Origin of the sequence: Vibrio sp. V04_P4A5T148 (assembly GCF_963875605.1) — a bacterium.
In the GTDB taxonomy this organism is placed as follows: domain Bacteria; phylum Pseudomonadota; class Gammaproteobacteria; order Enterobacterales; family Vibrionaceae; genus Vibrio; species Vibrio anguillarum.
In genome coordinates, this window is record NZ_CAWNMS010000029.1 from 24,496 (window position 1) to 45,317 (window position 20,822).

Consider the following 20,822-nt stretch of genomic DNA (forward strand, 5'->3'; position numbering starts at 1 on the left):
TAGTTAGATTAAACCGTTTGCGTTTGCTGTTGTTTATTATTCTTAATGCAGATCAACAAATTAGTTGCACCAAGCCCAACCATCATTGAGACAAAGAATAGCCATACCTCAATATTACCCAGTGCAAGGCTTGATAGTGCTGGCCCTGGACAGATGCCCACTAATCCCCAACCTAACCCAAAAATCGCAGCACCAGAGATAAGCCGGGTATCAACACTGCGAGTCGTCGCTAAACAGAATTTTTCTGCGTTTATAGGCTGCTGTCTTGCTTTAATAACGATGAAATAGGTCGGCATAAAAACGGCCAATGCGCCTCCCATCACAAACATTAAGCTTGGATCCCAAGCACCAGCCACATCCAAAAAACCTACGACTTTGGCTGGATTGGCCATTCCTGAGATAACCATACCCGCACCAAACAAAATACCTGCCACTAACGAGGTTAATCTAAACAACATCTGATTCATTTTGACTCACTTATAGAAGATGAAGGCGTACAAACACAGTAATGGCAGCAACGCCCATGAAGGTACCTGTCGCCGCAATAGAGCGAGTGGATAGTCGACCAACACCACAGATACCATGGCCACTGGTGCAACCATTTCCTAATCGAGTGCCTACCCCAACTAATAGGCCAGCAAGCGCCAAAACACCGTTATTAAAGTTAAAAGTTTGCGGCACTTGTGCATTTAAAAACCAAACGGCAATAGCACCACCGGTTACCATGCCAAGTGCAAATAACAAACGCCATGCAAAATCACGCGTTTTAGGCGTCATCAATCCCGTTAATACCCCACTTATCCCAGCAATTTTGCCGTTAAACAGCAACATGAGTGAAGTCGATATCCCTAGTAAAACACCACCTAACAACGATTCCCAAGGAACAGAAAACAACATTATTTATCCTTTTAACCTATGACAAATGAACTAATTACAAAAAACGGTCTGCAAACTTTGAATAAGCTGTACAACCCGCGGATCCGATAGCGAATAGAAGACTTGCTGCGACTCCTTTCTTGCTTTGATCATATTTTGCTTACGAAGTACGGTTAAATGTTGCGAAAAGGCTGATTGACTTAACATCGAGCTTTGCTGCAATTCTCCAACGCCCACCTCACCATTAATTAACTGGCAAAGCACCATCAAACGCTCAGGGTGGGCCATCGTTTTAAGCAACTCTGAAACCTCTATCGCATTTGTTTTCATTTGCTCCACATTGACTGATGTGATCTCCATCATTCCCCCTTCGCATTGCATTTAATTAGATAATACTAATAAACAAGATTTAGTCAACGCTTATTTAGCTTATTCAAAATTAGATAAATTAACATTAGACATTACTAATCAATGGATTTATAGTGACTTTAATTTACAACGGAGGGTAACAACATGACGATTGAAAATGGGGTAAGAATATTGGCGGGCAGCATGGTACTGCTGTCGATCGTTTTAACTGTGTTTGTCCATTCAAACTTTATTTGGCTAACGGTATTTGTTGGAGTGAACTTAATTCAAAGCGCTTTCACAGGGATTTGTCCAGCGGCCTTTTTCTTGAAAAAGCTTGGCCTGCACTGAGGATTTACTTACCTTACCATGCCGCTTTTGTTTAATTTTACTGGAGTAAGTTATGACTAAGATTGTGATTATTGGTGGTGTCGCGGGTGGTGCATCCGCAGCGGCTCGTGCTCGTCGACTCAGCGAAGAAGCTGAAATCATTATGTTTGAGCGGGGCCCCTTCGTTTCATTTGCTAACTGTGGCTTGCCATATCACATCGGCGGTGACATCAAAGAGCGCAGTAATTTGCTGCTACAAACACCGGAAAGCTTTTTAGCGCGTTTTAATGTGGATGTACGCACTATGAATGAAGTGCTGCGTATTAATCGTGCAGCGAAAACCATCACTGTACGCAATCTGCTGGATCAGTCAGAGTACCAAGAAAGCTATGATTTTTTGCTGCTTTCCCCTGGAGCGGGTCCTATTGTCCCGTCGATTCCTGGGATTCAAAACCCACTGACCCATTCGCTGCGCAACATTCCAGATATGGATAAAATCATTCAGACGCTACAAATGAATAAACCTGAGCATGCAACTGTTGTCGGCGGTGGTTTTATCGGTTTGGAAATGATGGAAGCATTCCATCACCTCGGTATCAAAACTACGCTGATCGAAATGGCTGATCAGGTAATGACACCTGTCGATAGTGAAATGGCGGGCTTTGCTCATGCGGAAATTCGCGCTAAAGGCATCGATTTACGTTTAGGTGTTGCCTTAAAATCGGTCGAATATAAACCAGCGACGACGTTACCTAGCACAGAATCGGGTGAAACTCTGGATCACAAACACATAGAAGGTGAACTGGATCTTGTGCTCAGCAATGGTGAAATACTCACCACTGACATCCTGATTATGGCGATTGGTGTGCGTCCAGAAACCAAACTAGCTGCTGAAGCGGGCTTACAACTCGGTGAACTTGGTGGCATTTGGGTGAACGAACAGATGCAGACCAGCGATCCAGCGATTTACGCCGTCGGCGATGCGATCGAAGAAAAGGATTTTGTTACAGGCAAACAAACGCTGGTTCCACTCGCAGGCCCTGCTAATCGCCAAGGTCGCATGGCAGCTGATAACATGCTTGGTCGTAACGAAACCTATCAAGGAACACAAGGAACCGCAATCTGTAAAATATTCGACTTAGCCTTGGCATCCACAGGCAAAAATGAGAAGCAACTAAAACGTGACGGCGTTGATTACGAAAAAGTGTACGTTCACACAGCCAGCCATGCGAGCTACTATCCGGGCGCTGAAGTAGTGTCGTTCAAAATGCTGTTCGATCCAAAATCAGGCAAAATCTTCGGGGCGCAAGCAGTTGGTAAAGATGGCATCGACAAGCGTATCGACGTGATGGCTGTCGCTCAACGTGCAGGTATGACAGTAGAACAACTACAACACCTAGAGCTGACTTACGCGCCACCATACGGCAGCGCGAAAGATGTGATTAACCAAGCAGCTTTTGTCGCGACAAATATAATGAAAGGCGATGCAAAAGCCATCCATTTTGATCAAATCGATTCGCTAAGTGACACGCATATTCTTTTGGATGTACGTAATCCAAGTGAACGTGAAAATGGTAATCATCTCAAAGGCGACATCAATATTCCGGTTGACCAACTTCGTCAACGTATGGATGAACTGCCCAAAGACAAAGAGATCATCATTTATTGCCAAGTCGGGTTGCGCGGTAATGTAGCCTACCGCCAACTGGCCAATAATGGCTTTAAAGCACGTAACTTGATTGGTGGGTTCCGTACTTATCTGTTTGCAAAACAATAAAAAAATTCAATTGAGTGCTGCTGATGCGGCACTCTTTTTAAATTAACCGATGTAAACCGCGATTGGCATATTAGTCTGTTCTTCAAGCTCTTTTAATTTCGCCAACAAAGCTGAGTTAATTTGATTGCCAGCGGTCAACATTAAGTTTCCATTAGGTAAGTACAAATCACGCTTAATTTTCATACCCGGTTTCACTTCACTCAAACCAATGCACAATTCTAGGCCATCCTCCAAGTGTTTTAACGAAGTTACTACCATTAAAAAAGCATCCACGACTGTGGGGTCATATAAGGTTCCAGCCTGCTCTTTTATATAACTCTGCGCACTTTTGGTATGCATACGACGTGGATTATTTGGTGATGCAATATAGTAGTCATAATCTTTAACCACTTTAATAATACGTGAACACAAAGGTATTTCTTCACCATGTAAATGGCCTGGCTTACCAGTACCATTATACAACTCATCTTGGTGGCGAATGATCTCAACTAGTGGTTCAAAGCGCTTAATTCGGCCTAAAATCTCGGCGCCTAATACAGAATTGGCATTAGGACTCTGAGGAATTGAGGTTTCTGGATCAACAATCAACTTTTCAAGTTCTTTATCTTTCGCACCGATTAGTCCTATTTGGTGCATCAAACCACACAAATATACATGACTCACTTGGCTTTCAGGCAGTTTTAACCGCTGCGCTACTACCTTCGCTTGGTTGGCAATACGCTCTGCGTGATCGGCTGGGTGTCCCGTTCGATATTGAATGATCGCAGTAACCATACCCAATATATCTTTAAACGTTTTGTTACGACTCATCAATAAATGTTCTAACTTTTTATTAGATGATTGCAGCTCTAACGTTCTCTCTTTTACCTTCTGCTCTAAATCTTGATTAAATTCAGCCAGCTTACGATTATTGTCCTCCAAGGCTAGATTAACTACTTCGAGCTCATTATTGCGTTTTTCTAACTCGATAGCCAAATGCTCTCGCTCTTTTGTCAGACGATAAAACTCCGCTGCTTTTGAAACGATCAATTTTAGGTTTTCGTTATCCCATGGTTTGCCAATATAGGTATGAATTCCGCCGGAATTTACTGCCCTGACGGTTGACTGAATATCACTGTATCCAGTAAGAAGGATACGAATCGTCTCAGGATATAATTCTTTTGATTTTGCGAGAAAATCGGCACCATCCATCTCTGGCATCCGCATATCAGAGATAATAATAGAGACCTCATGTTGATCTAAATATTCCAAGGCTTCCTTTCCGCTATTAAAAGAAACTATGTCATAATCTGTACGCAAAACCCTCGTTAGTGATTTTAGAATTTCGCTCTCATCATCTAGCAGCAGAAGGCTAAGTCTATCACCACTAATTGCTATTTTTTGTGCGACATTTTCCATCGATCCTCCTCCATTCTAGACAAATAGCTGACCACGTCGTCTGATGATAATGCCTGACTCACCAAATGCCCCTGGATAATGGAACAGCCCAAGGTTTTCAATTTATCTGCTTGCTCCTGAGTATCAACCCATTCGGCAATCACTCCCATTTCAAGTGATTCAGCACTATCTATCATTGCCCTCAAAATAACTTCATTGGACGCTGATTTGCCAATTGCTTGAACAAATCGCCCATCAATTTTAAGTACATCGAAAGGCATTTCGCACAGATATTCATAGCCCGCATATCCAGTTCCAAAATCATCCAGTGCACAGCTCAATCCCAACCCTTTCAGTTTACTGAGTTCTTGTTTCGCCTGAATAAAATCCTCAATAAAGTCATGCTCCGTTATCTCTATTGACAAATTATTCAAACCGCAACTGAGCTTTGTAGTTAGCTTAGTCAATAATTCGTAAAATTGCCCATTTATCAACATGTTCCCAGGCACATTAACACTGATATTTCGATCTTTAATTAGTTTCTGATGTTGTTTGATGAACATCAGTACGTCTTCCAATATTTTTTCGGTTAACACTTTAGTTAAACCATACTGTTCAATTATGGGTAAGAAGCTGGCTGGATATTGCCACTCATTCTCAACTGTTTTGCGCCTAGCTAATGCTTCAAATCCACAAACATCACCAGTTACCGTCGACAGTTGAGGCTGATAAAACGCGCAGAAATAGCGTCTATCGATATCGTTTAATACAGAAAATAGCGCCAATAACTCTCGGGATTGAGGCTCATTATCGAGCCAGTAAATCGGCAGTTGATGGTGCAAACGCACTCGCGACCGTTCATTAAGGTCAGCAATAGATATATCATCGACTTGATGCAACGATTTAACATCACAGAGCAAAACCGTGTACCTGGTTTTAATAAGATGTGTGTCGACTTCAACAGGCTGAGAGAGTCGCGAACATAGGCGCATCACAACTTGATAACCTTTGGGGCTGTATGGAATGCACATAAACAGCTTATCTTTGTAGCGATATATGGTTTCCGGCTCTGTATTACCATCACTCAGATACCACGCCAGCGTTTTAATAAATTGATTACCAAGCGCTCCGCCGTATTGATGGTTAATTTCGTCTAGATTAGCAATATTCACCATGACCAAAGCGTATGAGGAGTCACCATGTTTTTTCAATTCGATAATCTGTTCATCTAACGTACGCCGGTTTTTTAAGTTCGTCAGCACATCACTACCTAGCAATGCTTCACGCTCCAATAAACTCAAACGTATGGTTTCAATCAGCTCCTCTCTATCCCATGGTTTTTGGAGAAAACGATGCAATTTCCCTTCGTTCAAAGCACGAGACAAACCTGTGATGTCAGCTTGACCAGATAGAATAATGGTTACAACATGAGGATACTGATTGCGAATATTGACGACCAGTTCTGTCCCATCCATATTAGGCATTCGATAATCAGAAATCACAATTTCGATAGGGTGCCGCTCTAAAATAGTCAGAGCCTCAAGGCCGCTACCCGCACAATGAACCACAGAAAAATGCGGTTTGAATTCACGAGTTAAAGCTTTAAGTACCGCTGGCTCATCATCTACAAGCAGAATTTCTTTATATCGAAACATACAATTACCCCAATCCTTTCATCGAATGATGAGGTGCAACATAAAGCGGTAAACGAATATAGACGCAGGTTCCTTGACCTATCGTCGACTGAATTTCAATTTTTCCGAGGTGCTCTTCTATGATTTCTTTCGCAACAGATAATCCAAGTCCTGCGCCATCACCGATACGCTTGGTGGTAAAAAAAGGATCAAAAACGTACACTAAATCTTCCGGACAAATGCCTTTACCGTTATCGCATACCGATAGACAGACACTAGATTTATTCTCGATTAATAAGCTGTTTTCCATATACAAGGCGACATTGACTTCACCATCAGTTTGAGAGAATGACTGTAACGCATTGACTAACAAATTAATCAGTACTTGTTGGAGCTTATGGGTTTGCCCTAGAACATAAAATGGTATTTGAGGAGGCTCATAATTTAAGCGTACTTTCAGCTTCATTTCACCCAACACCATATTAGTTGCAGAGCTAACCACGTCTCTTAAATCGACCATTCCAACTGATAACTTGGACTCGTGATAATACACATTCAAGCTCGCTACAATGTTCTTAATACGCGAAAGCCCCTCTAAACTTTCCACAATGATAGACTCGCTATCATCAAGTATTTCTGCCAACTGACGGTCGTTGATCTGCTGGATCTCTGGGTGTGCCTTCACTTGGGCAAGATAGGAACTTAACGTGTTGAAATTACTCATCACAAAACCGAGTGGATTATTGATTTCATGCGCAACACCGGCGGCCAATTTACCTAAAGAAACCCTTTTTACATCTTGCTCATTTCGTTGAAGATCACTACTACTCTCCCGCATAGACGACAGTAATTTTAAGGCCATCTCAACCAGTAACATGCCTTCTTGGATTTTTTCTAATTCACTTAAGTCAAAAGCATTCAGCGTTGTTCGCGCAAGAAACAGGCTATAGCGCCGCGTCAGTGAGGAGACGGAAAAGGTAACGCCACTTTTCCAAGCAGGAAAGTCATTGTGGTAGTCTGAGAATTTCCCCGTATCATTGGCTAAATCAGGGAAGTAACTAAACTCCGTATCGGCTAAGGTTGGGTATGTGCCTAACTTCATTGCATCGGTGATTGGAAAACTAGAACGCAGTATCTTGAGCCTCTGCTCAGAATTGTAAGAAAATAGCACGATATGTGTATTAGGGAATAAAGGCTGAACATGAGTAATAAACTGATCTAACTTGTCTTCTTGTGATTGATTTGAAAACATAACTCCTAGCAAAGAAAGTACGACGTAGTGAAATGTTGAGTCCAAGCTGTGTTCTTCTTGAAAGCGTCTATTTTCTTCCTGTTGCTGGGTTTTACTCACATGCATACTCCCTAATCAGATAACGATCATTTTCACTCTATTGCTAGTGTAGCCAATTCGATTGCGTCTATCGGCAACGTAATGATGAATTCAGTACCTTTATTCACTTCGCTATGAACTGCAATGGTGCCTTTATGACCATTGATGATCCCGTACGAAACTGATAAACCTAATCCTGTGCCGGACCCAACCGCTTTGGTGGTAAAGAAGGGTTCAAAGATGCGATCTTTAATCGCATCAGGAATACCGCTTCCCGTATCTTTAATGCGAATTTCAACCTGTTTCTCATTTAGCTTAGCTAATGAGATGGTGATGGTGCCTTCTCCGACAATCGCCTGACTTGCATTGACAAGAATATTAAGAAGAACTTGGTTAATCTGCATTGGCTGGCAATACACGTCAGGTACGTTTTCTTGATATATCTTCTCTAAAGTAATGTTGTATTTGATTTCGTTATTGATGATTTTCAGCGTTGATTCGATACAGTTTTCCAAATTTGCATAGCTCCATTCAGAACCATCAACGTGTGAAAACTCTTTCAAATTTTTCACAATGGCCATTACTCGAGATGAACCTTCTAGTGATTCTGAAATCAAATCTGCCGTATCTTCTAAAATAAAATCAATCTGTTTCTCTTGTAGTAATGACTCACACTTTGCCGCTAGAGCGGTATCATTTGCTTGTGAAACCTGCTGTTTTATCCCTTCTAAAACGGCGGCTAGCGTTTGAAAATAGTCACTAAGCGTTTGAATATTGGATGTGATAAACCCCACTGGATTATTGATCTCATGGGCGATGCCTGCTGAAAGCTGCCCAATAGAGGCCATTTTCTCTGATTGCAGTAGTTGTCCTTGTGCATCTTCGAGTTTTTTAATCAATACTTTTTGCGCTTGATGTTCTTGCTCTAATTGATGAGAAATGCGCTTAAGTTCCTGCTGCTGACTAGCTTGTATCGTTACATCATAGACACATATACAAACATGCTCGATGGTCCCATCTTCACTATGAATAGGGATGATCTCCAAATCTTGATACATCTGATCTTCTTCGCCCGATACAGGGCGGGAACTTTTAAAGGGCAACAGGTGAGGCTTCTGCTCCCAGCTACTAAAGCTTGAAGTTTCAATCACCAATGCCGTATCAATTTTTCGTTTAAGGTAGTCTGCGGAATGGGGAAATAGTTCAAGTATGTTCTTTCCTTGCATCACATCACCATCAAAAATGACTCGGGATTGGAAATAGTCATTAGCTTTCACGATAATGTAATCCTGCCGTACTATGCACAACGCAAAAGAGAGTTGATCCAGCAGATCAGAAAGCAGTAAGCGGCTTTTTCCCATTCCAAACTCCTACATCAACTCATCGAGATGAATGAGTACCTTATCCAATTCGTTGTCTGCAAAACAGATGATGGTTTTAGCAGAGAATGACGCTTTTTCGACTAAAAAAGAGATTTCCATAATTAAAGATAGCTTCCACTGAGAAATGGGAAGCGGCTGTGTTGACGGATAAAACAGCACTGGAGACTGAATTTTAGTTTTTATGTCTATTTGCTGACATAGACCCTTTAGACTTGCACCAGATAAAATATTCGAGATATCTAAAATGCTCTCCTCTAGGCTCACGACATCTTGAGCATCACCTGTTGATTGTTTTAGATCGCTCACTATCTGTTCACAGCCTTTTCTGCTCATTAAGGTCACTAACTCACCATCCATGCCACCAAAAAAAGACTGCCGAGTGTAGTAATAATCGGTTTCATAAGATTGCAGTTGCGCTAAATCCTCATCCGTTGCCACTCCAATACTGGGTACAGATATAGTGACGTGCAAATTAAGCAAGGTAGCCAGTTTATTTGCTGCTCTGCCCATTGAGATATTCATAAATTCTTGCAGGGCGTCTTTATGGTCTTCTGAAAGTGCCATTGTCATAATAGTCCTACCTCGTGCAATGTTTGTTTTAGCTGTGCTGGGTCAAGTGGTTTTTGCAAAAAGGTGACTGCACCGAGTTCTCTTACGCGCTGCTGAGCAAAAGGTTGAATATCGGCACTAATGACAATGACAATGCTTTTAGCATCAACGCTGTGCAGATATTCTAGGACTTGGAAGCCATCCATTTCTGGCATGGTCAAATCTAAAAACATCACTTCAGCGCACCCATTTTGGTAATTGACTAGGGCTTCTTTGCCATTTTGGGCTTCGCTGATTTCTACATCCCACTCTTCAGGAATCGCCCTCATTACCGCTTTTCTCGACATCTTTGAATCGTCTGCTATTGTAATTTTAATTGCCATGCTCGCTCCCTCTAACCAAAAAAAGTAATTATATAATTACTCAATAAATATGGGTTTTAGCTCAACTAATACGCTTGCAACGGAACTTGGTGCACCGTCAATCAGTGTTTGGTAGCTCTCATTTTCTTCCTTACATGCTTCTATGCGATTTGCAAGCCCCACAATACTGCCAAGTACAACAGATTTGTCATCTGAAAAAAAATCACTCTTACTTTGATTAAGAACGATCTCTCCAATCTCTGAACCGTATCCCCATATCATCAGCATGTATGCCGTTACTATGTAGTAATCAGCATATTCTTGTTGAAGCTCTAAGAAAGAATCAACATTATGGATATCAGCGCCTTCCTCCATCAAAATCAATTTTCCGATTGCGGTAAGCAAGCTTGAGACAAACACCCGATCTTTATCTTGTAAGGAGTACCCCAAGTTTTTAGCCAGTAAACGGGATATATAGCTCACCCTCAGCGCCTGTTCTGAAATATCTTGGTGGGCCTTTTTTGAAACTAAGCTGTTAGCGTGATGGCTCAATAACGATATGGCGATACTCTCCACTAAAGTCGCGCCTAAACGTCCAACAGCTTCCGATAGTGAATCAGTGGTTCGACGAAAACCCAAGTAAGAAGAATTGGCAATTTGAAACACTCGTGCGACTAATACAGGCTCATGGCTAATGGTGTCTGCGATTGATTGAAGATCACAAGTAGGAGAGGCAATCGTTTGTTGTAAACGGTGTATCGAATTGGGTAATACCGGAAGATCTTTCAAACTTCCGAGTTTAGTTCGACACTCATTGTTAAACGGCATTTGATAAAGACGTTCGGTACATTCAAATAAGCGTTCAAAGTCCTCTTGTGTGAATGGCTTAGGCAGTACGAAGTGGGAATACGCATGCGCTTTTTGAGGCAGATTCTCCTGCGTATTACCAGTTAAAAGAGCTCTCACTACTTGCGGGTAAGTCTGCTTTACCTCTTCTAAAAGCTCATCGCCACATTTATGCGGCATGAGTAAATCTGAAATGATAATGGCTGGCGGTTGGCAATTATGCTTATTCCATTCTGACAACCAATTTAGCGGCTCCGAAACCAGTATGATTTCCCATTCTGGACGAATACGCCTGATCAAACGAGCAATGGCTTTAAGCATAAAAACATCATCATCTATGCACATGACTTTCAAATGTACTTTTTCCATTTGATTCTCACTTAGCTTCATTGTTTTATTTATTCATATATTGGTTGATTTCATCCAACAACAGCTTACTTTGATCATTGATCGAACTGATTGAAAACTCGGTGTCTTGAGTAACATTGGTTAGATTATCAGTTGCGGCTTCAAGTTTCTGGAATTCAGATGCTAATACATCCGCTCCGACAAACCGAGATGACGATTTCATGGTGTGTGAAATGTGGTGAATCACCTCAACTTGGTTGCAACAAAGCGCACTGCTAAGTTTGTTCAAAGCTTCCAACAGGCTTTTTCGATAGCCGCACAGCATCTCATTCACATTCTCTTCACCAACCATATCCGCCACCCTCTCTGGTGAAAAATACTGCAATCCGTCCATAAAGTGCACCCATAAGCCAAAAAAGTTGATATATGCATCCTGACTTCTAATCCAAAGCGTTAGTACTAGTGTAGACCATATTGCTTAAGTGCTAACAAAAAAGAGCGAGTGAAGTGTGTGTATTAGCTTAATGCTGCATTGGTAACATCGTAAGAAATAAAGCAATTTCTACCTTGATGCTTTGCTTGGTACAAGGCTTCGTCGGCCAGATTGTAAATATTAGCGATAGACTCAGTGCCATTCGGCGTTAACGAGATCACACCTTGGGATAAAGTGACATAATCAGCAATTTCGCTGTATTGATGAGGATAGTGCGCTTTGATCATTGATTGTTGGATTCGCTCAGCGGCAATCAGTGCTTGTTCATAATTGGCATTGCCCAGCAGCACTAAAAACTCTTCACCGCCATATCGCCCTACATACTCACCAGTGCGCACAAATAACTGACTCACTGTTTGCGCAATGGTAATCAAGCAGTTATCTCCTTCTATATGGCCGTAGTTATCGTTAAACCGTTTGAAATAGTCCACATCGATTAAAATGAGGCTCATTGGAAATTTGTGCCGCCCATGCCAACTGATCATCTCTTTAAGCTTGTCATCTATAAATCGACGATTAAAGACTTGCGTTAAGCCATCTTCATTTGCTTGCTGCTGCAAAACACGATTTAGCTCTTCAAGTTTAACCGTTGCGCGTTTAAGCTCTCGACGCATACTTGCAATACGCTGCATAGCTAATAATTTGGAGTTGAGTACCAGTTTATCGACCGGCTTGGTTAAGTAATCATCACCGCCGGCCTCTATCGCTTGCGCGATCATCGACGGTTCATCATGCCCACTTAAAAAGATAATAGGTACCCATTCATGGTATTGCTGACGTATTTTTTTCGACAATTCAAAACCATTCATACCGGGCATCGAAATATCCATCAGAATCAGTTCTGGATCAAATTGGCAATAGCTATCCAATGCCGCTTGTCCACTGGCAACCGCCTCTACGTGATGACCGAGCTGTTTAAGACGAATGGTGAGTTGCATTCGATCCAGTTGTACGTCATCGACCAGTAAGATCCTCATAGAAGAGCCCGAACTTACCATCTGTAACCCCTTTAAATTTCAATCATATGCTTACGTATAACATAGATTTATTCACTTTCTTTGTTTAATTTTGCGCACAATATTGACTTTTCGCTATAAATTTTTAGCATGTAGCTTTTCCCCTAAAGAGATATCTTCATGTCTGAAGTAAAGCAAACCGAACAACCTGTAGTGGACTTAGACGCCATCTCGCCAGAATTGCGCCAAGTAATTGAATTTGATCAAGTGCCACAAGAAATGTACTACATGGTCGTGTCTATACATGAAGTCTCTGAAGAAGCGGTACGCGAGTCTTGGAACTCTCTACCAGCCAGTGCGCAAAATGTGTTGGATAATTTTGAACAGTTTCATGCGTTGATCTCTGTCAGCCAAGCTTTTGCTGGTGTCAATGTCATGGAGGAGTTCCCAACATTGAATTTACCGAAAGAGATGACAGACCAAGATAAAGAAGAGTACCGAGCAGAGCTTCTTGATCAAGTGCTGCATAACTGTGTGAAAGATATGGTTAAACAGATCAAAAAAGCACGCCGCGATCCGATTCTAAAACGCGACTTTAAAGACGTGTTTGCAAAATAAAACGCACACCATTGAGCATAAAGCCGTCAATTTTATATGACGGCTTTTTCTATTGAACCTGAACTTGAGATAAGAGAGGCTTAGGTTATTGAATCAATACATTAATAATGAAAAACATTAATGCGTTAAGACGATATCACGCTGCGACACGCTCACCCCTTTAATTTGCACATACAGCGAATCACCAACATCCAGTTGTAGCTCATCGGCCGCCCATTTGGTTACCGTAGCCCACAGGTAACACCCTTCGCCTAACTTGAGTTTTATCCCCACACTCTGTTTATCAGTACCTTGAGGCTGCTTTTCAAGCTGGCAAATCTGCGCAGGCAGAATATTACGAATTGACGTCCGGTTTGGCTTATCAAGCGCCACCGAAACATCATTTGCACGGATCTGTAATCGCAGTGCAGAGCCTACCTCGCCTTCCACATATTGCACCCAAAGTTTGACATCATCTGCAAGTGAGACCTGTGTGAGCGCATAATCTTTGTTGTGCTGGCAGATGTGGGCAGAAAACAGACTACTTTGGTCGGCAAATGATTGCCAAGGACGCATATAATTTGAAGACCACACTTGCTCTAGCTCACCGCTTATCAGCACAGCGCCCTGCTCTAACACAACTAAATGATTAGCCAGACGCAAAATTTCATTCATGCTGTGCGTCACATAGAGAATTGGAATATGCACGCTATGAGCCAGCTCTTCCAAAAAAGGCATCACTTCACGTTTGCGCGGCATATCGAGCGATGCCAACGGCTCATCCATCAATAAAATATCGGGCTTGGATAGTAAGGCTCGGCCAATCGCTACTCGCTGTTTCTCCCCACCCGATAAATCATGCGGATAACGTGTAAGTAATGGCGCTAAAGCCAATAATTTTACGATAGCGGCGAAGTGGTCGGCATCCTTTTTTTTGACACCATAGTTTAAATTGCCATGAACGGTGTAATGTGGAAACAATCGAGCATCTTGAAAAACGTAACCAACATTGCGCTTTTCAACAGGCAAGTTAATCTTTTTTCGTTGGCTAAATAGGATGCGGCCATTGATCTCGATTTCACCAAGTTCAGGCTTCACCAATCCACTAATAATATTGATGAAGGAGGTTTTCCCCGCCCCTGAACGCCCGAAAACCGCACAAATACCACGGCTTGGTAAAACCAAATCCGCATTAAGCTTGATATCACCTAACTGTTTTTCAAATTGAATCTTTAACCCACTCATCATTGAGTCCCTAAGCGCCGAGTCATTCGGCGGCTAATCACTTCAGAAATGAATAACGAAGCCAAGGCAATCGCGATGGAGATAATACACAAACGCATCGCTTCCATTTCGGCTCCTGGCGTTTCTAAAAAGTTATACATCGCAAGAGGAAGCGTTTGTGTTTCACCGGGAATATTGGACACAAAACTAATGGTGGCTCCAAACTCACCTAGACTGCGAGCAAAAGAGAGCATCGCGCCAGTGATCAGCCCGGGTATCGTTAAGGGTAATGTAATGGTCAAAAAAACTTTGAGTGGTGAAGCGCCTAAGGTTCGAGCCGTTTGCTCTAACTTAGGATCGACGCTTTCAAGGCTTAAACGAATCGCACGAACCATCAAGGGCAGTGCGATGATGACACACGCCAACACGGCTCCACGCCAACTGAAGCTGAAACGCAAGCCAAACATATTATCAAGCCACTGCCCAATTACGCCTTGTTTACCCATGGTGATCAACAGAAGATACCCCACGACCACTGGCGGTAAAACGAGCGGCAAATGCACTAGGCTATCCAATATACTTTTACCCCAAAACTGCTTTCTGGCGAGTAGCCACGCAAAAAACATTCCCAGCGGTAAAAGCCAAAGCACGGTATAAATCGCGACTTTTAAGCTCAGTTGCAGTGCAACCCATTCATATTCAGAAAGCAAAGGAATCCGTTCCTGTTATCACGCTAAAACCGTAGTTCTGTAAGATACTTTTTGCTTGATCGCTGCGTAAAAAAAGCATGAATTGATTCACCGTATCACGCTCAGTTAGCTGCACTAAAGGATAATGGATGGCGCTGTGTAGGCTTGAATCAAATTCGTGTACCACTTTGACCTTATTGCTCATCAATGCATCCGTCTTATATACAATACCAAGTGCGGCTTCTTGACGTTCCACTAGCGCAAGCGCTAAACGTACGTTATTGGTTTGAGCCAGCATAGGGGCGAGCGACGACCACACTTTTAACTTTTCTAGTGCCTCTTTGGCATACATTCCCACAGGCACCGCCATTGTGTTACCTATCGCTAAACGTGAACCGTTCAAGGCGTCAAGCCATGCCGCAACATCATTTACCACCAGCGAATTGAGTTTCGACGATTGATGGGCGATAAGCACCAGCTGATTTCCAGCCAACAATGTGACCTTATCGCTCGTCACAATGTTCTTGTTAAGCAAGTGAGTAACCCAGTTATCATTGGCTGAAATAAAAATATCCGCTGGTGCACCTTGCTCAATTTGACGAGCAAGCGCGGATGAACCCGCATAAACGGGCACAATGTCTAACGGTTGTTTCGGCTGGTAAGCCGCAATCAATTCATTAACCGCATTCGTCATGGATGACGCTGCATAAACAGTGATTTTCTCTTGTGCATAAACCGCCGTGCAGCACAGCATGGCGACGATAGAGAGCAGTATTTTTCTCATGTTAACGCTCCGTTAATTCTGGCCATAATAAGGCCAAGTTCAAATGCTCTTCAATCGCATCCGCAATGCGGTTAATGGCTTGTTCTTTTTGCGCCACATGATCGTAATAACTTATATCAGCGGCACCAGCCCAGCGACAGATAAGCTCAGTTGCGGGAAAACTATCAAAAATTCCGTGCATGTAAGTCCCCAACACTTGCTGGCAATCACTTAATAAACCGTCACGGTTGCCATTGTCTAACGTGATGATTGCTGAGGATGCATCATCGAGCGTTGTGCGTCCAACGTGGATCTCGTAGCCTGAGACCTTCGCTTTACCTTGCGGTAAAATAAGCTCGCCTTGAACATTCCTGAGCGTTTTTTCAGCGGTGAGTTCTGTACTGACGTTCAACAACCCCAGTCCTTCACTTTCGCCCGCTTCACCTTCAACGCCGAGTGGATCGCGAATTACCCGACCTAACATTTGGTAACCACCACAAATGCCCATCACTTTGCCTCCGAAACGCAAGTGACGTTTGATATCCTGATCCCAACCTTGCGAGCGAAGATACGCAAGATCGTCCCTTACAGATTTACTGCCCGGAAGCAGAATCAGATCCGCATTTTCGATCCGTTCACCCTTTCCCACATAACGTAAGTCAACATCAGGATTTAAACGCAACGCATCAAAATCAGTATGGTTACTAATGCGAGTCAACACTGGCACCACAATATTCAATTTACTGTTGCTGCTGAGGGTTTGCGCTTGAGTGATCGCATCTTCTGCTTCTAAATCAAAACCATGTAAATAAGGCAGCACACCAATGACGGGTTTACCCGTTTTTGCTTCTAACCAATCAAGGCCAGATTGCAGTAACGCAATATCACCTCGAAAGCGGTTAATCACAAACCCTTTTACACGCAGCTGTTCCGATTCAGAAAGCAGTGCTAACGTGCCATACAGATGAGCAAATACACCGCCTCTATCAATATCGGCAATGATAATCACAGGTACATCGGCCGCTTCAGCAAACCCCATGTTAGCAATGTCGTTTTCGCGTAGGTTGATTTCAGCCGGGCTTCCCGCCCCTTCAATCATGACACTTTGATACTCGGCTTGTAACCGAGCGTAGGAATCAAGCACAGTATTCATCGCGACTTTCTTATAATCGTGATAACCCGTTGCTTCCATATTAGAGAGCGCTCTGCCTTGCAGGATAACCTGCGCACCCGTGTCTGAATTTGGCTTGAGTAATACAGGGTTCATGTGTACCGATGGCTCAACGCCACACGCTTGAGCCTGAACAGCTTGCGCTCTCCCGATTTCGCCACCATCGGCCGTCACCGCACTATTGAGCGCCATGTTTTGCGGCTTAAAAGGGGCTACTTTTATTCCTCGACGTGCTAACACTCGGCATAAGCCTGCAACTAGCACACTTTTTCCAGCGTCGGAAGTGGTGCCCTGCACCATCAATGACCTTAATGTTGATTCCATATTAACTCTACGATAGGCGTTTGCTGGTAATCATACCGTCACAGCTGCTACTCACTCAATAAAATGAATGGAATATTAATGTTCCGCTCAGAGTGTGTTCAACATCTTAGTGTTTAAATCGCTTCATCAAAACAACAAACCCATAGAGGAATTAAAATGAAACGTACAACACTAGCCTTAGCAGCTTCGATGATTATTGCTCCTGTTTTCGCTTTTGCAGGTAACCATAATCAAAACAGTAGTGCCATCAATTACAATGGTCCTATCGAACTTACGTCTGTGGAATCGTTGCTAAAAGACACCAATATGTTTACAGAAAAGCATGTTGTGGTTGAAGGAAAGTTGATTCGTCAAATCAGAAAAGACACATTCGTATTCAGTGATGGCAACGGTGAGATTCAAGTAGAACTGGATGATGATATCCACTTCACAGCGCCACTCAATGCCGAGACTAAGGTTCGCCTTTATGGCGAATATGAAGGAGGGCTGACACCTGAAATCGAAGTGGATCAGATCCAAGTTCTATAATCATTACTGTTTATTGCTCTCTTGATGGTAAAACACAAAAAATAAGATGGATTTTTTTGTGAAAATGGCCTGTAATTTGCAGGCCATTGCTGTATCTTATTCAGCTTAATTTTCATCTTTTCAGGACGAAGCGTACATGTATAAAAAAGCGTACTCACTAGGCCTAGTCGGTTTGTCATGCGTTCTTTCTTTCTCTGCGCAAGCTAACAATTTTAATTATAACTTCTTTGAAGTCAGAACCGCTATCAGCCCTGAATCCTCAGGTGCAGAATTTAGTACTTATTTAACCGATAACACACACCTGGTCGCTCGTTACGATTCGAGATTTGACGGAGATTGGGATGCCGCTGGCGGAATTGGCTTTAACGGTCCAATAAACCAATTTGCTGATGTCTACGGACAAATGCTTGTTCACCACATTAGACCTACCGATGAACAGGGTGGCAAAAGCGAAACCCAGTTGGAGTTTAATATTGGCAGCCGGATCTGGTTATCGAGCCAAATTGAAGCCAATATTAAACTGGGTAAGAACGATGAACACTCGGTATTTTGCGCTGGATTACGTTTTCACTCTACCGAACAATTATCGTTAGGAGCTGAAACCAAAAACAACGGCGTTTACGGCCCACAGATCGTCATGAATGTTCGTTTTCAGTTCTAAAACGTAAAACGGCCTTCAGGCTTAAGCGCATGATGCTTCTTCGCTACTTGTGCGCTTCTTTTGACTCTTTGTATCAACAGAATTACCCCACAAATTTGATGTACTCCACGATATCAGATATTTGGAAGCGACTTCTCATATATCAGCGATATACTATGCACTCAATAACTTATGTGTGCCGCTATGTTTCGCTCTTTCTATAAATACTTAGCTCAATGGCTATTTGTTAGTGTCGTGCTTGGGGTTGTGCCCTTTCTTTATTTCGTCAAAGAATTCGACAAAGCTCACGAACAAACTGTGCAAATGATCGAACAAAAAAGCCATTCTCAACTCGAATACAATAAGCACGAACTGCTTACTGCGTTTAATGACGTTTACAATTCCACTCAAATATTGTCAAACAACACCATGTTATACAGCGCATTGCGTCTTCCCTCCACCGAGAATATCGAAGCGGTACAGGCGTTTTGGTTATTAGCAGCTCGTATTCAAACCCTTTATTCTCGGCTCAGGCTTTTTGATATAGCGGGTAACGAATTAATTCGCGTGAATCAGAGTAATGGATCAACAGAAGCAGTACCAAGATCACAACTAAAAAACAAATTGCACCGAGACTATTTTCAGTATGCGCAAAACCTTTCCCCAAACCAAATTGGGATCTTCGGTGTTGATAGTGAAAGAGAAGAAGAAAATTATGGTGCTACTTCCCAGATAACAGCAGTCTTTAGGATTATTGCACCAATAGATTTTGATGGAAAAAGGCAAGGCTATTTTGTAGCAAATCTTAATTTAACCCAGTTGTACAAAAAATTTAACCAGAGGTTAAATTCACTGAGTCGCCCAGACATCATCAGTTTCAAGGGGCAGTATATTCATCATGAAAATGAGATCTTATCTCAGCAAGAAAACCCGTCGAAATACCACCTGCTGAATATTAACAGTGTCGCCCCTATACTCTGGAAAAGTATGCAAGAGCAAGCTTCTGGCACGGTATGGGATAACAACTGCTGGTATAGTTTTACTCAAGTTCCTTTGCAATCCATATTCCCAGAAATGGAGCCAATTTACCTAATTCAGTCATTAAATGGTGATGCCCTCAATAAATTGCTTTCTGCCACAGAGCTAAAAATTGGCTTTCAAGCGGTTGGCATCGCGCTATTAGTAGTGACGATTGCCGCCGGTTTTATTCGTTGGAACGCAAACCACGATAAAAACAGTATTGAGAGCAAACTGGCTAGAGCGGCGATGAATGGTATGTCCGCTATGGTGATTACCGATCGTAATAACCGTATTATCAAAGTAAACAATGAGTTTACCCGGATCAGTGGCTACACCTTAGCCGAGGTAAGAGGTAAACAACCTTCCGTTTTTTCCTCCGGTAAACACAATCAAGCTTTTTACATGAATATGTGGAAAGTGCTGCAAGACGAAGGGCTATGGGAAGGTGAAGTCATTAATAAGCGTAAAGATGGCTCAATGCAAACCGAGATCTTACGTATTCAAACCATCCGTGATTCAGACGGAATTATTCAGTTTTATGTGGCCTCCTTTGTTGATATTAGTCATCGCAAAGAGCTAGAAAATCGCCTGCGTGAGCTCAGCGAGAAAGATGCGCTCACCAACATTTGGAACCGCAGGAAATTTGATCAAGAAATGCGTTCAGAATGCTTACGCGTAAAACGTTACCAAGCTCAAGTACAGTCGTGCTTAGCGATTATTGATATCGACCATTTTAAACGTATTAATGATAAATTAGGCCACGCAGAAGGCGATAAAATCATTCGTTCTGTCGCAACACAATTAAGTGAGCACCTAAGAGAAACGGACTTTTTAGCTCGCATCGGAGGCGAAGAGTTTGCCATCATTATGCCTCATACACCACTGGCAGAAGCTGAGTTGGTCATGCACCGTTTACGAGTAGCCGTTCACTTAAATCATCGTTTAGAAGTGTCGATCAGCGGTGGCATCACTGACATTACAGAAAAACCAGAAGAAGTGTATAAACGGGCCGATATTGCATTGTATGAGTCAAAAGCTTCGGGGCGTAATCTTGTCTCGGTATTGACCAGTGTCGAGATGGAAGAATTTGCTTAACAATTAGCACCATTTAAGTGCATCGAGAAATAAAATGGGTTTATTTTCGTGCAATTATCGCAAACTTAGTTTGTAACGTATTGTTCGCTATCATTTTTACTTTTGGCTTAAAACTTGTACTACTCTCTAATATGGTAAATAGATTGCACATATTTAGGGAGAA

General features: G+C 42.5%; 22 protein-coding genes. 6 read left to right on the forward strand and 16 right to left on the reverse strand.

The window, feature by feature from the left end; genetic code table 11:
* Window positions 1-8: 8 nt before the first annotated feature.
* The 3 genes from AACT18_RS05540 to AACT18_RS05550 are packed head-to-tail and all read right to left on the reverse strand — an operon-like array spanning window position 9 to window position 1,257.
* Window positions 9-467, reverse strand: a complete 459-nt coding sequence (locus AACT18_RS05540; protein WP_013867868.1) for a YeeE/YedE family protein — start codon at window positions 465-467, stop codon at window positions 9-11.
* Window positions 468-477: 10 nt separating this feature from the next.
* Entirely contained in the window at window positions 478-897 is a 420-nt protein-coding gene (locus AACT18_RS05545; protein WP_094124922.1) for a YeeE/YedE family protein, read from the reverse strand.
* A gap of 30 nt (window positions 898-927) precedes the next feature.
* Window positions 928-1,257: an ArsR/SmtB family transcription factor gene (locus AACT18_RS05550; RefSeq protein WP_013867870.1), complete on the reverse strand. Its 330-nt coding sequence runs from the start codon at window positions 1,255-1,257 to the stop codon at window positions 928-930.
* A gap of 132 nt (window positions 1,258-1,389) precedes the next feature.
* Here AACT18_RS05550 and AACT18_RS05555 point away from each other — a divergent pair, with 132 nt between their 5' ends.
* Together AACT18_RS05555 and AACT18_RS05560 are read left to right on the forward strand one after the other, a co-directional pair.
* The gene (locus AACT18_RS05555; RefSeq protein ID WP_017042380.1) at window positions 1,390-1,575 is read left to right on the forward strand and encodes a YgaP family membrane protein; all 186 of its coding nucleotides are present in this window, start codon (window positions 1,390-1,392) and stop codon (window positions 1,573-1,575) included.
* Window positions 1,576-1,627: 52 nt separating this feature from the next.
* A complete protein-coding gene (locus tag AACT18_RS05560; RefSeq protein ID WP_094124921.1) occupies window positions 1,628-3,331 on the forward strand; it encodes an FAD-dependent oxidoreductase in 1,704 nt (567 codons plus the stop codon).
* 42 nt (window positions 3,332-3,373) lie between these two features.
* Here AACT18_RS05560 and AACT18_RS05565 read toward each other — a convergent pair whose 3' ends face one another.
* The 9 genes from AACT18_RS05565 to AACT18_RS05605 form a co-directional block, all read right to left on the reverse strand.
* On the reverse strand, window positions 3,374-4,729 hold the full coding sequence (locus tag AACT18_RS05565; protein WP_094143573.1) for an HD domain-containing phosphohydrolase: 1,356 nt from the start codon (window positions 4,727-4,729) through the stop codon (window positions 3,374-3,376).
* Window positions 4,705-6,363, reverse strand: coding sequence for an EAL domain-containing protein (locus tag AACT18_RS05570; RefSeq protein ID WP_094124872.1), 1,659 nt, complete (start codon window positions 6,361-6,363; stop codon window positions 4,705-4,707). Before AACT18_RS05570 ends, AACT18_RS05565 begins: the two co-directional genes overlap by 25 nt.
* Window positions 6,364-6,367: 4 nt before the next feature.
* A complete protein-coding gene (locus tag AACT18_RS05575) occupies window positions 6,368-7,699 on the reverse strand; it encodes a sensor histidine kinase (RefSeq protein ID WP_094124873.1) in 1,332 nt (443 codons plus the stop codon).
* Window positions 7,700-7,725: 26 nt separating this feature from the next.
* A complete protein-coding gene (locus AACT18_RS05580; protein ID WP_094143623.1) occupies window positions 7,726-9,033 on the reverse strand; it encodes a sensor histidine kinase in 1,308 nt (435 codons plus the stop codon).
* A 9-nt stretch (window positions 9,034-9,042) separates the two neighbouring features.
* Window positions 9,043-9,624, reverse strand: a complete 582-nt coding sequence (locus tag AACT18_RS05585) for a chemotaxis protein CheC (RefSeq protein WP_013867877.1) — start codon at window positions 9,622-9,624, stop codon at window positions 9,043-9,045.
* Window positions 9,621-9,986 (reverse strand): response regulator, encoded by a 366-nt coding sequence (locus AACT18_RS05590; protein WP_013867878.1) that lies wholly within the window; start codon window positions 9,984-9,986, stop codon window positions 9,621-9,623. The genes AACT18_RS05585 and AACT18_RS05590 overlap by 4 nt, the downstream gene beginning before the upstream one ends.
* A 36-nt stretch (window positions 9,987-10,022) precedes the next feature.
* Window positions 10,023-11,201 carry an HDOD domain-containing protein gene (locus AACT18_RS05595; protein WP_094125357.1) on the reverse strand — a complete coding sequence of 393 codons (1,179 nt, stop codon included), beginning with the start codon at window positions 11,199-11,201 and terminating at the stop codon, window positions 10,023-10,025.
* 4 nt (window positions 11,202-11,205) lie between these two features.
* Window positions 11,206-11,511: an Hpt domain-containing protein gene (locus tag AACT18_RS05600; protein WP_026027203.1), complete on the reverse strand. Its 306-nt coding sequence runs from the start codon at window positions 11,509-11,511 to the stop codon at window positions 11,206-11,208.
* A 164-nt stretch (window positions 11,512-11,675) separates the two neighbouring features.
* Complete coding sequence (locus tag AACT18_RS05605) at window positions 11,676-12,650, reverse strand: diguanylate cyclase domain-containing protein (protein ID WP_094125358.1); 975 nt, start codon at window positions 12,648-12,650, stop codon at window positions 11,676-11,678.
* 138 nt (window positions 12,651-12,788) lie between these two features.
* Between AACT18_RS05605 and AACT18_RS05610 the strand changes: the two genes are divergently transcribed.
* A complete protein-coding gene (locus AACT18_RS05610) occupies window positions 12,789-13,226 on the forward strand; it encodes a DUF3069 domain-containing protein (protein WP_017046416.1) in 438 nt (145 codons plus the stop codon).
* Window positions 13,227-13,343: 117 nt separating this feature from the next.
* Here the strand turns inward: AACT18_RS05610 and modC are convergent, their stop codons facing one another.
* Genes modC through AACT18_RS05630 form a run of 4 tightly spaced genes read right to left on the reverse strand, consistent with a single transcriptional unit; the run spans window position 13,344 to window position 17,376 of the window.
* On the reverse strand, window positions 13,344-14,450 hold the full coding sequence (modC, locus tag AACT18_RS05615) for a molybdenum ABC transporter ATP-binding protein ModC (RefSeq protein ID WP_176428344.1): 1,107 nt from the start codon (window positions 14,448-14,450) through the stop codon (window positions 13,344-13,346).
* Complete coding sequence (modB, locus tag AACT18_RS05620; protein ID WP_161439578.1) at window positions 14,450-15,139, reverse strand: molybdate ABC transporter permease subunit; 690 nt, start codon at window positions 15,137-15,139, stop codon at window positions 14,450-14,452. Before modB ends, modC begins: the two co-directional genes overlap by 1 nt.
* Window positions 15,129-15,902: a molybdate ABC transporter substrate-binding protein gene (gene modA, locus AACT18_RS05625; protein ID WP_094125361.1), complete on the reverse strand. Its 774-nt coding sequence runs from the start codon at window positions 15,900-15,902 to the stop codon at window positions 15,129-15,131. Before modA ends, modB begins: the two co-directional genes overlap by 11 nt.
* Before the next feature lies 1 nt (window position 15,903).
* The gene (locus AACT18_RS05630) at window positions 15,904-17,376 is read right to left on the reverse strand and encodes a cobyric acid synthase (RefSeq protein ID WP_094125362.1); all 1,473 of its coding nucleotides are present in this window, start codon (window positions 17,374-17,376) and stop codon (window positions 15,904-15,906) included.
* A gap of 156 nt (window positions 17,377-17,532) precedes the next feature.
* Between AACT18_RS05630 and AACT18_RS05635 the strand changes: the two genes are divergently transcribed.
* The 3 genes from AACT18_RS05635 to AACT18_RS05645 all read left to right on the forward strand — a co-directional run bounded on the left by AACT18_RS05635 (window position 17,533) and on the right by AACT18_RS05645 (window position 20,659).
* Window positions 17,533-17,904, forward strand: a complete 372-nt coding sequence (locus tag AACT18_RS05635; RefSeq protein ID WP_026028331.1) for a YgiW/YdeI family stress tolerance OB fold protein — start codon at window positions 17,533-17,535, stop codon at window positions 17,902-17,904.
* A 136-nt stretch (window positions 17,905-18,040) separates the two neighbouring features.
* Window positions 18,041-18,565: a hypothetical protein gene (locus AACT18_RS05640; protein WP_017046411.1), complete on the forward strand. Its 525-nt coding sequence runs from the start codon at window positions 18,041-18,043 to the stop codon at window positions 18,563-18,565.
* A gap of 183 nt (window positions 18,566-18,748) precedes the next feature.
* A complete protein-coding gene (locus AACT18_RS05645) occupies window positions 18,749-20,659 on the forward strand; it encodes a sensor domain-containing diguanylate cyclase (RefSeq protein ID WP_094125436.1) in 1,911 nt (636 codons plus the stop codon).
* Window positions 20,660-20,822: the final 163 nt, after the last annotated feature.

Bases quoted from the DNA above. Each gene is read 5' to 3' on its own strand.
- AACT18_RS05605 (WP_094125358.1), bottom strand. From the start codon at position 12,650: ATGGTAAGTTCGGGCTCTTCTATGAGGATCTTACTGGTCGATGACGTA.
- AACT18_RS05635 (WP_026028331.1), top strand. From the start codon at position 17,533: ATGAAACGTACAACACTAGCCTTAGCAGCTTCGATGATTATTGCTCCT.
- modC (WP_176428344.1), bottom strand. From the start codon at position 14,450: ATGAGTGGGTTAAAGATTCAATTTGAAAAACAGTTAGGTGATATCAAG.
- AACT18_RS05590 (WP_013867878.1), bottom strand. From the start codon at position 9,986: ATGGCAATTAAAATTACAATAGCAGACGATTCAAAGATGTCGAGAAAA.
- AACT18_RS05540 (WP_013867868.1), bottom strand. From the start codon at position 467: ATGAATCAGATGTTGTTTAGATTAACCTCGTTAGTGGCAGGTATTTTG.
- AACT18_RS05645 (WP_094125436.1), top strand. From the start codon at position 18,749: ATGTTTCGCTCTTTCTATAAATACTTAGCTCAATGGCTATTTGTTAGT.
- AACT18_RS05575 (WP_094124873.1), bottom strand. From the start codon at position 7,699: ATGCATGTGAGTAAAACCCAGCAACAGGAAGAAAATAGACGCTTTCAA.
- AACT18_RS05610 (WP_017046416.1), top strand. From the start codon at position 12,789: ATGTCTGAAGTAAAGCAAACCGAACAACCTGTAGTGGACTTAGACGCC.
- AACT18_RS05585 (WP_013867877.1), bottom strand. From the start codon at position 9,624: ATGACAATGGCACTTTCAGAAGACCATAAAGACGCCCTGCAAGAATTT.
- modA (WP_094125361.1), bottom strand. From the start codon at position 15,902: ATGAGAAAAATACTGCTCTCTATCGTCGCCATGCTGTGCTGCACGGCG.
- AACT18_RS05595 (WP_094125357.1), bottom strand. From the start codon at position 11,201: ATGAAGCTAAGTGAGAATCAAATGGAAAAAGTACATTTGAAAGTCATG.
- AACT18_RS05580 (WP_094143623.1), bottom strand. From the start codon at position 9,033: ATGGGAAAAAGCCGCTTACTGCTTTCTGATCTGCTGGATCAACTCTCT.
- AACT18_RS05640 (WP_017046411.1), top strand. From the start codon at position 18,041: ATGTATAAAAAAGCGTACTCACTAGGCCTAGTCGGTTTGTCATGCGTT.
- AACT18_RS05600 (WP_026027203.1), bottom strand. From the start codon at position 11,511: ATGGTTGGTGAAGAGAATGTGAATGAGATGCTGTGCGGCTATCGAAAA.
- AACT18_RS05630 (WP_094125362.1), bottom strand. From the start codon at position 17,376: ATGGAATCAACATTAAGGTCATTGATGGTGCAGGGCACCACTTCCGAC.
- AACT18_RS05560 (WP_094124921.1), top strand. From the start codon at position 1,628: ATGACTAAGATTGTGATTATTGGTGGTGTCGCGGGTGGTGCATCCGCA.
- AACT18_RS05555 (WP_017042380.1), top strand. From the start codon at position 1,390: ATGACGATTGAAAATGGGGTAAGAATATTGGCGGGCAGCATGGTACTG.
- AACT18_RS05565 (WP_094143573.1), bottom strand. From the start codon at position 4,729: ATGGAAAATGTCGCACAAAAAATAGCAATTAGTGGTGATAGACTTAGC.
- AACT18_RS05545 (WP_094124922.1), bottom strand. From the start codon at position 897: ATGTTGTTTTCTGTTCCTTGGGAATCGTTGTTAGGTGGTGTTTTACTA.
- AACT18_RS05570 (WP_094124872.1), bottom strand. From the start codon at position 6,363: ATGTTTCGATATAAAGAAATTCTGCTTGTAGATGATGAGCCAGCGGTA.
- AACT18_RS05550 (WP_013867870.1), bottom strand. From the start codon at position 1,257: ATGCAATGCGAAGGGGGAATGATGGAGATCACATCAGTCAATGTGGAG.